Genomic DNA, 14,265 nt, shown 5'->3' on the forward strand with positions numbered 1-14,265 from the left:
TCAAACGAAAGGCGCACTGAGTGTGCCTTTTTTGCGTTTGTCACTGTAACTCAGCCTCTTGCTGCTTAACATAATGCTGCGGTGACATGTCAAACTCAGCTTTGAAGCAGCTACTAAAATAGGCGGGAGATGAAAAGCCAACTCGATAAGCAACATCAGCCACTAATGCCCCCGCTTTTAAATGGGTGCGAGCTTGCTCCAAACGGTACAGCCTGAGCAAGGCATTTGGTGACAACCCTGTCAGACTTCGGGTTTTGCGTTGCAACTGCCGCACACTCAAAAACACATGGCTGGCCATGCACTCAGTATCGAATTTCGGATCCTGATAATTTTGTGCAATCACTTGCTGGATTTTATCAACAAAGGGGAGTCGCTTTGTATCGCTGAGCACACCAGCCTGAGGCGGGCTGTGTAGGATCTGATCAGCAAGTAGTCGCGCCAGTTTCTTGCGCCCTTTAATCAAGTTTTCCACCCTATGCCTTAGCACATCGAGATCGCAGGGTTTACCCATATAATCGTCGGCTTCTGCCTCAAACCCCAGAATCCGGCTGTCGTCGTCTTCTTTTGCTGTCAGTAATATCACGGGAATATGGCTCGTTGTGTCATCCTGCTTGAGTTCTCGCAGCATCTCCAGTCCAGACATTTTTGGCATCATCACATCGCTGATAATAAGGTCGGGTAACTCGGATTTTGCTTGTGACAGGCCTTGCTCTCCATCACAGGCAACTGAGCAATCAAACCATTCAGACAAAGTCTGTTGAAGCATCATTCTTAGCTGGGGGTTATCCTCTACAATTAACACTTGGGCGTTGGGCCCGGGTTTGTCAGTCACCTGGGGCTTAGCCTTTGCTTTTGATATGGCTTCTGCGTGTACTCTGCTACCTATATCTTGCGCTGACGCTTCACTGTAAAGCGGGATTGTCAGGGTAAACCGACATCCCTCTCCGGGCTCGCTGCTCAGCACTATTTCTCCTCCACAGTCGCTGATAAGCTGATGCACCACAGACAGGCCAATTCCCTGCCCGCCTATTTCACTGTGCTCTCCACGCACATACCGTTTAAACACGTGTGCCTGTAAAGATTTACAAATACCGGGCCCGGAGTTACTAAACACCAGTTGCAGAAAGCCATCACGCTGATGCGCTTCCACATTAATCTCGCCTTTTACAGGGGTATATTTCACAGCGTTAGACAAAAGGTTTGTAATTATCTGTTCAAAGTCCGCCTCGTTCAGCAGCACTTCCTGTGCATCCAGGGTATGTGTTACTTCATAACGGATCTGTTTTTCACTGGCGAGCAGCTCAAACGCATGAGCCTGCTTTAGTAATACCTCTTTGGCAGTAAAGTGATGATTTTCAAACGGAGATACATCGTCTTTTCTGGCATAGCGGATCAGGTTGTCGATGAGCTTTTCCAGCCTCAAAGCCTGTGAATATGCTGCATGCCATTTGCTGTTACCGTCATTATTTGCCTGCTTCAACATACTTTTAATTGGCAGCATGATCACCGCCAGAGGCGTTCTCAGTTCATGAGATACATTACCAAAAAACACATTTTTACTTTCCATTAAACTGGCGATTTGAGCACGCTTTTGCTCTATTTCTTCGGTGCGCGACAGCACGAGTTCTTCCAGGTGCAGGTTGCGCCGCTTTAGCTGATATGTTCTGGCGAATAGAATTAGTCCAATCAACACAACAGCGCCAATAACATAAAGTGTGAAAGCCCAGCCGGTTAAATACCAGGGGGTTGCCACTTCAAACTCAAAGCGCGATTCAGTCCAGTCACTCGAAATCGCGCGACTTCTAATCACAAACTCGTATCTGCCCGACGACAAGTTGGTATAAGTGGCGCTACGCTGCGTTTGTTCTGCCTCCGTCCAGTTCGTATCAAAACCCAGCAACCGATACTGATAATAGACATCGACATTCCGATCCCGCTTAATATTAACGAACTCAAACTTAAAGTTCCTCTGCGCACTACTAAACGCACTGCCAGGCAGAATGGTGTTGTTCAAATGCTGCGCATCCTGGTACACCGCATAGCGCTCTCCTTGCACATAGACTCTGCTTATATGTACTCCGTATGGCTCCTCAGCTTGTACTTTTGATAAGGCAGCAATGCCACTTATTCCACCCAGGTACAAAACTCCAGAGCTCGATTCAGCTACACTGTCATAAGTTTTTGCGCCAATATTCATGTGCTTAACTGGCATTGAAAATACCACCTGCATGGTATCCAGCGAGAGTTTATATAAATTAGTCATATCAGACACCCAGATATGCCCTGTACTAACCCGATATACAAAGCTAAATGCTACGTTGGGATAAACGCCATTTATATCAAGCAGCTGTGAATGCTGTGTTTTCAAGTCATGAAGTATCAGCCCATAGGAAGTTGCCGCCCATAATCGCCCTTTTGTGTCGGTATCGGCATCATATACGACCAGCTTCTTATTGCTTTTCGATATCTGAAATTGCACCCTTTCCGGTTCGCCCTGGCCCAAAATGTATGTCTCAAAACCACAGGCTAATACTGCGTCATTGTTGCCTTTTTTCAGGTTTTTAAAATGCCCCGGCAAAAAGGATACCCGCCGACCGGTTTGTGGGGCATATTCTAGAACTCCCTGAAAGGTCAGTAACCACAAATGACCGTTATTTGATTGCTCTATGTCTCTGATCTTAACTTCAATGCCTGCGTTTGAGGGTGGCACATTGACCCTGGTTGCAGAGGATGCCCCCTTATCAAGCCGATATAGGGCTGATGATGCACCAAACCACAGTGTCCCATCTCGCCCGGCATAAACAGTGTAAAAATCGCGCTCCGGCTGAGCCGGGTCCAAATACACGGGCTCTGGCTCTGCATGGCCATTATACTGCACGTATACTCGGTTCAGGCTTACAAACCAGAGATTATCGTTTTCATCAAACTGCAAGCCGTCAATATTAGGCTTTTGGGTCACGACAGAAATTGTGTTAGCTGAGCCACTGGCATGCTCAGGCTGTATAAGCTCTACCTCAAATATGGAGTGGCTGCATGCGAGCCAGACCGTTCCCTGATCATCAAACACATTACTTATCAGAAATATTTGCTGCGAACGGGCGTTGGTATGATACCTGCTGACTCGACTTACTCTGTCATTGGAATCTAATACGAGGAGTTCAGAGGCAGTTCCCACATAAACTGCTTGGCCGCCTGAATGCACAGAAGTAATCGCATGATGATCAATATCACTTAAATGGGTAAGCAAAGGCTGCCCGGAATCTGGCTGTTCGAGCCTGAAAAAGCCTTGTTCAGACACCGCATATAAGGTGTCTTCAGGTCCGGTCGTTACAATTCGGGTATCGGCAAGGATACTGTTTTGCCACAATTTGATAAAAGTGCCGGTGGATTTTTCAAACCACAAGACTTCACCAAGCCTGGAGATAAATAAAGGGGCATCTTTATATAAGGTGACACTAAAACGAAGATTATGTTTTATCCCTGAACTGTGGAGATCATATAACTGATAGGTATCTTCATCCGCAGAAAAATGAACTAACTGACCATCATCACCCACAAGCCAAAACATATCCTGGCTATCCTGATATAAAGCAGCTGGCCTGAAGGCGTCGTTATCCATAGTACGAACAGAGAGAAAACTGTCCTTAAACAGACTTTTGCCTTTGGGCGTTTGTTGACGCAAAGTGTCCAGGTAAGGCATGAAACTGTCCTGCTGGTCATTATGCAAATACAATCCATGGCCTGTCAGCAACCACCTGCGTCCCTGAGCATCTTCAACAACTTTTCTTGCTAAAGGGTGCGGATAAAATATGGACTGATAACCATCAAACCTTAATACACCAGAAGTGCCGCTGATCCACAAATAACCCTGACTGTCTTGTGAGACAGAGTTAATAATGGTGACCATATCAAGTTTATCGATAGTCTGAAGATGCAACCTGAGCTCGGCTACCTCGCGCGCCTGTACATGGCACTGAATGATAAATAAGAAGATAATTGCCAGGGTCCATTTTAGCATTATTGCGCTTACGTCCTTACTGTAAAATGCGTAGCTACTTTCTATAACCTTTAACAGGTACAGTCAACCTAAATGTTAAAAAATTGACAATAAATTCAGTATTTTCAATCCTTCCACTTTCAATTTGCACAACAATCAACCAGGTCGCGTAGTGAAAGTTAAAACCAAGATCGCAACAACAATATGATTTATATGCTAATAATTTTATATGTCGCTTTTTCAGTATCAGGTGTCGCTTTTTTTATAACGGATAAACCACAAAACTCACTAGCTTAACGGTGCAGACCCAAAAACGAATCTGTAAAACAACAAGAAACACACAGGAGTTTATATGGACTACTCAGGTAGCAGGATCGAGCATCCAGAGGCATTTGCACTATATCCGGAAACAGCCATTACAAGCGCATTAAGCAGATTCTCAGAACCACTGGGCATGGACCGGTTTCTTATCGTTGGTGTCAATGGAACAGAGCCGACTTTCAGATACCTTTCAACCTGCTCAGAGCAGTTTTTGCACACTTATTTTACTGAAGGACACTGCTTCTCTGACGAATTAATGCAGTACTGCCAAAATACACTGGCCCCCAGATACTGGAGCACTGACGACTACCAACGCGCAACCCTTGGGCCAAAGAGTCTGGGCAACCTCCTGCAACAAGAAAACATTAACGGCGGCATTGTCATACCCGTTCATTACAACAGTGCCATTGTGTTTGTGAATTACTTTTCAAACCAGAGCGCAGAAAGGATAAATTTCCTTTACAAACAACATGGTACACTGTTAAGCGATATTACTCTCACGCTGGTACCGAGAATAATCAACGAATGCCCGGACTATTTGTTTTTGCGCCCATCACTCACCCCAAAAAGCAGCGAATGTTTATTGTATATGGCAAAAGGCATGACAAACCCTGAAATATCTGAGTTGATGCAGGTCTCAAAGGATAGAGTCAAAGAACTCGTAAGCCAGATCCTTATACAACTCGGTGCAGCAAACAGAACCGAAGCAGTATTGAAAGCAAAACAGAGCCTGCTTATCCCCTAACGAGGCCAGCCCAGAGTGAGCGCTCAAGGAATGACTTCTCACTGATGGTTTATTTACCTGAATACTGATTACAAAGCAGTACGAATTCTAGGAAACAGCGCCTTTGTGTTTCTTATGCAGGCTACTCGTTACATGCCTTGCACACCACTCCCTGAACAGGGAGGCATCAAAAAATGGCAATGAGTCATAACCCAAAACCCCCACACATAGGTAGTGGATTGAATTAGAAAAAACCCATTATAACAAGGACAACCTATGAAAATGGAGCATATATAATGAATTACAAATTGCTAATGGTCTCTGCCACTTTGCTGGCAGGAAGCACACACGTACAAGCTGCTACTGCAGTCTATAATGACGTAGATGGCTCCAAACGCATTCACATGCAAGTATGGAAACACACACTGAGTAGTACAAAAAGCAGCCAAACTGCCAGACTCACTATTCCACATGACTGGGTTGTCGTAGGTGGCGGTGTTGACTTAAAGATTAATAACTCAGCGCTGATTACAGCCTCGTATCCAGATATAGAAACACAGCAATCATGGATTGTATCTACAACAGCCAGTGAAAACTCAGCGGCTCATGAACTTACAGCTTATGCTATTGGAATTAAGCTAATTAAACAATAAACACATTTATGTGGTGGGTGTTACATTGTCTGATTTAGTTTATAAGAAAGGCACATCCAGTGTGCCTTAATACAAGTACTCTCATTACAGCCGTTTCACTCTGACCACCTTTTCAGGCTACCCTGACCAGAGACTGTAGCTAATTACCATGTTTCATCCGTCAATACGGTATTGATACAAATCATCAGTACCTTGTCATCTGGCAATAAACGCGAGAAGTAATCCCATTTGGAATAACACAGAGCAACTTCACCATGAGGATTACCAGACAACAGAGGTCGAATTATAATCAGACAGTATTCCCTTAGACCGTCCCGAAAGATTAACCAATAAATAAGAACAAAATATGGATGCGTGAAAACCTTATGTCTACGCCACGACAATAACTGCGCTCTGGGGGTGAAAACATATTACCAACAGCAGTCACCTATCTCTCTTTGCGGTAGACAGCGACATAGCACCAGACAACTCAGATAAATTACACATTAATTTCTTTCAATTTACACCCAACACATTTTGTGTAAAAAATAACCTTGATATTCAACATGTAAAAAAGGAAATATATATGAAATTACATCTAAGCAAAAAGAACCTTAAAAACTTATGTGACAAAAAGACTGTCACCCAAGAACAAACGCCAATGATCGCAGGTGGCGCTAGCGCAATACCTCCCACCAGAGTACAGCAAGGTTGTCCCTATTTCTCTTATTATCCTCTGAACACCTGCATTCCGCGTTAATGCAACTTATATTCAGGGCTCTCTGATAGCCCTGATACCGCTCGAACTCCAGTCTGCCCTGGCTACCAGTCTACTTTTTGTCCAACACTTAAAAGCAGAGCAAAAAATCTAATTAACTCAAAATATTTACAAATATTTCTCAGTATGACATAAGTATTGACGGCACCTTGCCGAAACTATCATAAGGAGATAAAAATGAAGCTAAGTTTAAATAAAAAGAAATTCAAAAACTTATCTGGCAGTAAAACGGTTGGCTTAGAACAGACACCACAAATTGCCGGTGGCGGTGATATCGTATTTCCACCCACCAAAGTAAACAAAGGTTGCCCGTGGCACACTTATGTTCAGGTATACACTTGTAACATGCCACTTTAAGCACAGGCACCAGCGAAGGCACATCTTGTGCGCCTTTTGACAAGTTATTCATTATTTTTTAGTTTCTAAAGCGCTACTGGCGCTTTTTTCATTGTAAAGCCCCTTTACAATGCCGTTTTCACTCTGAATGCTATTTAATAGAATACCTAACCAAAAACGCCCCATCACTATGACGGGGCGTATTGCATCAGGCGTTGCATCCATTTGCATTTGTGCGTTATTTGACAGGTTTTTAATGTTTGATTTTTTGAGTGCTAATTTCTTCACAATTAGTGCTTATTCAAAGGCTCACCCGATTTTATTGAACTCATATGGTGCGAACTCATTGGCTCGCCGGGTTTTATGGCGCTTTTAGAGTGCTCGGGCTGGGGTAAGGTTGTCTCCTCAGCCATTACTACAGTAGAGGCATCTTGCCCTACCGTCGGGACAGGCCCACTTAGGCTGCTTTCGGTATTAAGGATCAAGGGTAAACCATCTTTTCCGCTGCCGATAACCACAACTTTACTGTTGTTTGATTTCGCCAGTTCAATTGTGGCTTCAATACCACGCCACCTGAGATAGGTTTCTGAAATACCACCAGCAACCGTTTCCTGAAAGTCTGCGATCCCCTGCGCTTCTGTTTTCTTTCTCAGCGCTTCTTTCTTCGCAACTTCCAGACGCATCGCATATTCTTCGTTCAGATAGCTTTGGTTAACTTTAGAGATGATGGCTTCATGCACCTTATCCGGCACATCCACTCGTTTTATCAACATATCGTCCAGATTGACTAATGTGTGCCCGTCTTTGAGCTTTCCGCTCTGCTCCAAAATGGTTTCTTCCTGAAGATGCAGTTCGTGTAATACTTCCTGCAGGAGCTCTTTTTGTACTTGGATCCGCTGATGGCTATATACTTGCTCAGCACGATAACGTGAAACGATCATACGCACCGCTGATGCCACTTCAGGCAAGACCATTTCTTCAAGATATTTAGGCCCCACTAGTTGATGCAGATAGGGGACATGGTTGATAACAGGCCGATATCTCACGGTGACATTTAATGTGATCCTCAACCCTTCATTGGTAATTGCGTCAATGTTTTCATGCGCAGTCTGAAAGCGCCCGTTGTAAATAATCAGTTTGTCCCAGGGCATGACCAACACAGTACCCTCACTAAAGTGCTGGTCAAGGTAGGTACCTCCACCGAAGCGTTTCCACAATACAGCCACCTCACCCGAATCCACTCTGACAAAGATGAAAGGTACCAGTGCCACAATTAAGAACAAACAGATCAGTAAAGTCAGGCCAGCTCTGAAACGCCAGGATAATATACGTTTACGCCAGCTGGGTTTATAGCGCCTGAGGCCTCGCATTACCAGGTTGGCGATAAGGATCAGCAGGCAAATACCCGCCAGTGCCATCAACATTAAATCGGGCGGTAAAATTATGTTCATGACGGCACTCCATCAGTTTCTACTTCATGATGTTCCATTAGTTGTCCTTCTACCATCTTCAAATGTACGTCCGCCAGATGGAAATAGGCGTCGTCATGCGTAATTGCAATTACCGTATTGCCCCGAGCCTTTAATCTGGGCAGCACTTGTTCATAGAATTTCTTTCTGAATATCGGGTCCTGATCCGCCGCCCATTCATCAAAGATATAGATAGGCCGGTTTTCCAATATGGTGCTCAGTAACGCCAGGCGTTTTCTTTGCCCGGAAGAAAGCTCTATGGTGCTAAACTCACCGTCCACAACACTGACCTTAGTGTTCATTTCTAAAAAGGCCAGCCACTCGTCAATTTCCTCCTGAGAGGTTGCGCGGATGCCATATAGCTGTTTGAACAGGTGAAAATCCGCAAACACCGATGTGAATATGCTGCGGAAGCTTTCTCGTTCAGCGTCGCTGATTGCTTGTCCATCAAGGAATATCTGCCCGGCCTGAAGTTCATACAAACCGGTCAGCATACGAATAAATGTGGTTTTACCGCTACCGTTACCACCGGTGATAAAGGTGATTTGCCCCTTTTTCACGGTCAGATCAACGGGCCCAACAAAGAAGGGTCTGTCACCTGGCTTGCGATTGTGCTGATAATAAGCACCTTCCAGCCGCAGTTCGTCGAAACTGTCAATTTGGGTTACCTGATGATTGCGTCGTGCTACTGATTCAGCCTGTTCTTGCTTGAGGTCGGCCTCAAGCGCCAGCACGTTTTGTGCCGCCTCCGTGGCTGTGGTGAAGATCGGAATACCGCCCACAATACTGGTGATCGGGCCAATTAAAAACAGTGATGCGGTGGTGACTTTTATCACCACTTCCGGATAAACATCGGATAACACGGGAACAAAGAACACCATCGCACCGGTCGCGGCAAAAAAAGTAATTTGCGATAGCACAAAGTCGGTAGCAAATAAGGTTTTGGTGACGGTTTGCGCGCGTCGAGCTTTGCCCGAGGACATGGCAAACTCATGCTCCAGGTCATCTGCTCTTGGTGTGCTCAGTTTTACTTCCTTAAAACCGTCAAGCAGGTCAGACAGGCGCTGAATAAGCTGATTTTCGCTCTGAAACGCTTGCTGCATGTTGCGCTGGATCTCATCAGATCTGAAGCGATGAATAAAACCACCCATGGTAATCAACACGCCAAGCACCAGGAATGCTGCAACTGAATGATAAGCAATATATAAAGACGTAAAAAACACCAGGCTTATTGACTGGCCGATGATCACAAACAGCTGCGCAGAGTGAGAAATGGTCTGCAATTCTTTACTCAGGGTGTTAAAAATACGTTCTTTACCAATTTTCTCCAGAGTTGATAGCTCGGTATGCCTTACAGATTCAAATAGCTCGACCCGCAACTTGTCGATGGCTTTTTCTACCATTTTTGCAGCCTTGGTCATAACTCTTTGTTGCGTCAACCCGTAGATCAAGACTGTCAGCGTGAACAGGATCAGGTAGTAAAAGATAAAGTTTTCTTTGTGGATATCAGAAATATTTTCTGCCACGTTGTTGATGAGAGCAAGCACCAGTGCATTCGCCAGGCCAGAGATACAACCGAGTAATACAAAGGTCCTTTTCTTAATTTTAATGTTTCGACTTATTAAATCGTATAATACCATTTTTATTGTCTTTTCATTGTGTTACCAATGGCCTGAAAGTCTGCCATTGGTCAGAATACTGAGCGCTACGACGCAGCAAAAAACTGCAATCCTTGTTATCTTATCTTGAGGATCTGCTTCCTCTGTTTTTTAGCTTGCCTGTTTTTCAATCGCAATCAAGTAATGACTGCTGGCAATGCGATTGTTTTCTACTATTCTTCCTCTACTTCTTTCGGTTCAACCAGGCGTGATTGTGCCAGTAGCAGCACTAACAAACTGACTAAAGGCGTAAAGAACAGGCCAATTAAAAAGAATCCCACCGGACCTGCAAACGTGTTACGTCCCCAGTAGCCCGAAAGTACACACAACACCAGATACAAAGTAACTAACATTTTTCGCTCCTATGAACTGCTTTACAGTTCGATTTAACAAACGAAAATAAACCAACAGTAAACTGCTGGTTTATTTAAGATTTAGCGTCTCAACTACACTGCAGCTTGATTCTCTTGAGTGCTGTTGCCTTTATCTTTACGATACTTTGCTGCAATTTCAGAGATGTCTCCCTTAATACTTGCCAGATTCAGATCTAGCAAAGTACCGCCATTTTCAAAGTGTCGAATAAATGTGGAGCCGACTGCATTTGTAGAAGCAGCAGATACCACAGGCATAAATGCGATTGCGCTAAGCGTGCCAATGATTGGTACTGACTTTAAGAAACTACTCAGTCCAGCACCGCCCAAAGATTGTGGGAATGAGCCGCCAATCACCGCACTAACCGTTCCGCGGATTTTATTGTCGCTGTATGACTGGCCGTAAACCTTGGCGATCTCACTGATCATCTTGATTTGCACCCCAGTTAACGCCACCAAATCAATCGCAGGTACTGGAATAAGACCCGTACCGAAAGACCATTTGGTGTACTTATCGACAATAATGCGCGCTACGGCTTCGCGATTCTCAGCTTCAACACTGACTGTATCCTGCTTTGCAGCAGCTTCAGCAGCAGTTGTTGCCTTGTCATCCTTCGCTGTTTTTGTCGCTGTCATGTTTTTTCCTCTATGATTGGAATTGTACCAACGTCGTTGAAAACTCAGTTGGCATAAACAGTTGTTAAACCCACCAAGTCAGGTAAAGCCTAGACCCTAACTTGCCCTTTTTCACTTTCCATGTCCTAAAACACAGCAAGTAAATGCTTAAAAATGCAGTGGATAGGCCGTTACAATGCCTAAACTCACCGCGAGTATATTTTTTATTTCTACCAGGCTCGTTGCAGCCAAATAACGCAACGCCCCTACATACCGGTATCAGAGCCCGTCATCCCGGCCAACGAGCCGGGAACCATTCATTCTTGACTGGTACCGCCATCTACCCAACAACCGTGTTGTCTGTGAGTAGATCCCGCATCAAGTGCGGGATGACAACGGAGTTGCTGTCGAGTAACAGTATGTCTCTACACACCAGCATCAAACCCCGTCCCCCCGGCCAACGAGCCGGGAACCATTCATTCTTGACTGGTACCGCCATCTACCCAACAACCGTGTTGCCTGTCTGTAGATCCCGCATCAAGTGCGGGATGACAACGGAGTTGTTGTTAATAGCCCTAAATCCGTCATCCCGGCCAACGAGCCGGGAACCACAAATTCTTCACTCGTACCGCCATCTACCCAACAACCGTGTTGTCTGTGAGTAGCTCCCGCATCAAGTGCGGGATGACAACGGAGTTGTTGCTAATAGCCCTAAATCCGTCATCCCGGCCAACGAGCCGGGAACCATTCATTCTTCACTCGTACCGCTAACTACCCAACAACCGTGTTGTTTGTCAGTAGATCCCGCATCAAGTGCGGGATGACAACGGAGTTGTTGAAGGGTGACAAAGGTGTTGTTACGGGGTGGCTGGTTTGCCACCCCGGCCTTGAACCGATAAACACCTGTGTTGCTCGCACTTTTACGCTTCATCCAATACTGTCTGACATGCCTCGGTGCGGTGCTTGTCGCTATAGAAAATAATGTTGCGAATTTCTTCTGCGATACAGTCCGACTCAGTGCCGGTTTTCACATAGTTGCTGAACACCATCACGTTCTGATCCCGCTCCAGCAGGCGATTAAAGCTGGTCACCCATGAGTAAGGGTAACTGCCCGAATATTGTAAAAATTTCTCGTATTTTCTGAGATTTGTTTCGCTGGGGTCATCGGGACAGTCTGCGACTTTGCCGTACTGATTGGGGTCGATATAGGTGACAAACCAACCATATCCGTAGTATTCACACGAGCTTGAGCTGCCGGTATTTGAATAAGGCGCGAATGCAGCCAACTTCTGAGCTTCATTAAGGATTTTGTTGGTATATAAACCCTGATCCCACTTGTGCATATCTTCAACGGTGGAGTACATATCACCGGCCGAGTACAGCACCAAAGGGTTACTGTATGGATTAACCAGGATATCCTGATAGGGTGCCGGACCACCGGTTGCTGGCGGGCGGCCGTTGGCCAGTGGCAGGTATTGGTTGTCTTTGTAGATATAACCTGTTGTCATATCAGAATAAATGCCAATGGCACTAAACGAGCCACTGTCACTCATATCCAGCGGATCCAGGATCTGTTCTTTTAGGATGTTGCTGAACCAGAAACTGCGGTCGATATCCCCTTGTGTACCCGCCGCTAGCTGCTCAATGATGTTGCCAACCAGATAGTAGTTACAGTTACTGTATTCGTATTTGCTTCCCTGAGTAAAAGAAGGCTGCCCCCCTTGCTCATCACATGTACAAAAGCGGTTACCAAACCCTTCCGGACCATTCAGGTTGAGCGTTTCGTCATACAAGTAAGGACGCCAGCCCCAGTTGTTATACACTTCTTCGTTGTCACTGTAGTTAGGGATCCCCGACGACATCGCCAGCAGGTTGTGCAAAGTTACGTCTGCGCACTGGTTTTTAGGGTACCAAGGCAGATAGTCACCAACAGTTTCGACTCTGAGGTCCTTACCCTCTAACATGCGCATCAGGATAGCAGCAGCAAATGCTTTGGTATTTGAACCAATGCGGTACTTAGACTTAACCGTGTTGTCCACGTTGTATTGCATGTTTTGTGGGCCACAGTGGTACTCATAAACCACTTTGTCCACGGAAGTAATATAGATAGTCCCGAAAAACACCATAGCGTCGCAATACTGTTTAACGGATACATCTATCATTTCCAGTTGCGATGCCGTGATAGTTGTGTCTTTTGCCGAACTTTTGTTTTGCAGACACGATGCCAGGATCAGGCTGATCAAACACATCACCATGATCTTGAGTCTTGAAGGGTATAACCAGTTCATTGTATGGATTCCTCAATTTTGACCACTTTGTTTGCCAACCTCATCACCACTAACAAACCCCAGGTGGCGCTCATTAACGCGCCGCTTTTGCCATTCCCACCAGTACCTTGCGGGTACCCGTATAAGCCTGACGGCCATGTGTGAATAGCATGTTGTCTAGCAGCAAAATGTCGTTGCGCTGCCAGGGGTAAGAAAAAGTGAGCGCACGGTAGACATCATTGATGACATCTATGTCTTCTCTGGCAATCTCACTACCGTCACCGTAATAGGCGTTGCGAGGCAAGTAATCTGTTCCAATGCTGTCGGGCATTTCATTGTCTACCGCAGAGCAATGGAATAAATGCGCCTGATTGAACCAGACCTTTTCGCCGGTTTGCGGATGTGTCATAACCGCAGGTCTGAACTGCCGGGTCTGTAACCTGCCATCGTCAAACCACTCGCACTGAATGTCGTTTTTCCAGCAATACGCCTCTACTTCATCGCGATCACTGGTCTGAAACACTTCCTGCCAGGGCAAATCTATGTCACCGTAATTGCGTACATACATAATGCCGCGCTCTTCAAACCGCGCTTTCAGGTCATCAGGCAGTCGCTTATACACTTCCCGGCTATCTGCAAGCGGGGTATCACCTCCCGTTTTAGCGGGAACAACGCAGAAAAAGCCCATCCGCATTGGCCAGCAATTGGAGTAGGCATTTTCATTGTGTTGCAGGATCACCTGATCGGCGTGATATTCCGTGGTGGTATAAATGTTGTTGCGCAGTGCAGTGCGAGGCGAAGAGCGATAAATATATTGACTGAGCGGCTCGCCAAAAATCGTTTCCAAAATGGTGCTGAACTGGTTGGTGCTAACAATGTTGAGGCCACGCAACAGCGCAAACCCATCGCGGTCAACCCAGGCATTAATTTCCTTAACATTCGCCTTAACCCAGGCAAGACCGCTTTGCTTTTGTCCTGAGAGATCATGGATCCGTTGATCTGTATCGGCGGAATTTAAATCCATGTCTGGTGATAGTAACTGATCCATTTTATTCCCATCCTTTAAGTAAGGTAACAAGTAAAATTTACATCGTAAT

The 14,265-nt window shown here is 45.5% G+C and carries 11 protein-coding genes; 3 read left to right on the plus strand and 8 right to left on the minus strand.

Annotated elements, in window-relative coordinates:
* Positions 1–40: 40 nt before the first annotated feature.
* Positions 41–4,018, minus strand: coding sequence for a hybrid sensor histidine kinase/response regulator transcription factor (locus CWB99_RS01625; RefSeq protein WP_138550915.1), 3,978 nt, complete (start codon positions 4,016–4,018; stop codon positions 41–43).
* A 331-nt stretch (positions 4,019–4,349) separates the two neighbouring features.
* On the opposite strand from CWB99_RS01625, the gene CWB99_RS01630 reads away from it, so the two are divergent.
* From CWB99_RS01630 to CWB99_RS01640, 3 genes are all read left to right on the plus strand, one after another.
* Positions 4,350–5,063: a helix-turn-helix transcriptional regulator gene (locus CWB99_RS01630; RefSeq protein WP_138550914.1), complete on the plus strand. Its 714-nt coding sequence runs from the start codon at positions 4,350–4,352 to the stop codon at positions 5,061–5,063.
* A 275-nt stretch (positions 5,064–5,338) separates the two neighbouring features.
* Entirely contained in the window at positions 5,339–5,695 is a 357-nt protein-coding gene (locus CWB99_RS01635) for a hypothetical protein (protein ID WP_138550913.1), read from the plus strand.
* Positions 5,696–6,629: 934 nt separating this feature from the next.
* Positions 6,630–6,809: a hypothetical protein gene (locus CWB99_RS01640; protein WP_138550912.1), complete on the plus strand. Its 180-nt coding sequence runs from the start codon at positions 6,630–6,632 to the stop codon at positions 6,807–6,809.
* Positions 6,810–6,860: 51 nt separating this feature from the next.
* Here the strand turns inward: CWB99_RS01640 and CWB99_RS01645 are convergent, their stop codons facing one another.
* The 7 genes from CWB99_RS01645 to CWB99_RS01675 all read right to left on the minus strand — a co-directional run bounded on the left by CWB99_RS01645 (position 6,861) and on the right by CWB99_RS01675 (position 14,216).
* Positions 6,861–7,076 carry a hypothetical protein gene (locus tag CWB99_RS01645; protein ID WP_138550911.1) on the minus strand — a complete coding sequence of 72 codons (216 nt, stop codon included), beginning with the start codon at positions 7,074–7,076 and terminating at the stop codon, positions 6,861–6,863.
* A 2-nt stretch (positions 7,077–7,078) separates the two neighbouring features.
* A complete protein-coding gene (locus tag CWB99_RS01650; protein ID WP_138550910.1) occupies positions 7,079–8,239 on the minus strand; it encodes a prohibitin family protein in 1,161 nt (386 codons plus the stop codon).
* A complete protein-coding gene (locus tag CWB99_RS01655; protein WP_138550909.1) occupies positions 8,236–9,897 on the minus strand; it encodes a cyclic peptide export ABC transporter in 1,662 nt (553 codons plus the stop codon). The genes CWB99_RS01650 and CWB99_RS01655 overlap by 4 nt, the downstream gene beginning before the upstream one ends.
* Positions 9,898–10,088: 191 nt before the next feature.
* Positions 10,089–10,268 (minus strand): hypothetical protein, encoded by a 180-nt coding sequence (locus CWB99_RS01660; RefSeq protein WP_054017216.1) that lies wholly within the window; start codon positions 10,266–10,268, stop codon positions 10,089–10,091.
* 93 nt (positions 10,269–10,361) lie between these two features.
* Complete coding sequence (locus CWB99_RS01665) at positions 10,362–10,922, minus strand: YcjF family protein (RefSeq protein ID WP_138543464.1); 561 nt, start codon at positions 10,920–10,922, stop codon at positions 10,362–10,364.
* Positions 10,923–11,821: 899 nt separating this feature from the next.
* Positions 11,822–13,189: a serine hydrolase domain-containing protein gene (locus tag CWB99_RS01670; protein ID WP_138550908.1), complete on the minus strand. Its 1,368-nt coding sequence runs from the start codon at positions 13,187–13,189 to the stop codon at positions 11,822–11,824.
* Positions 13,190–13,262: 73 nt separating this feature from the next.
* Positions 13,263–14,216: a TauD/TfdA family dioxygenase gene (locus CWB99_RS01675; protein ID WP_138550907.1), complete on the minus strand. Its 954-nt coding sequence runs from the start codon at positions 14,214–14,216 to the stop codon at positions 13,263–13,265.
* Between the last annotated feature and the right edge of the window lie 49 nt (positions 14,217–14,265).

Origin of the sequence: Pseudoalteromonas rubra, assembly GCF_005887095.1 — a bacterium.
GTDB lineage: Bacteria > Pseudomonadota > Gammaproteobacteria > Enterobacterales > Alteromonadaceae > Pseudoalteromonas > Pseudoalteromonas rubra_E.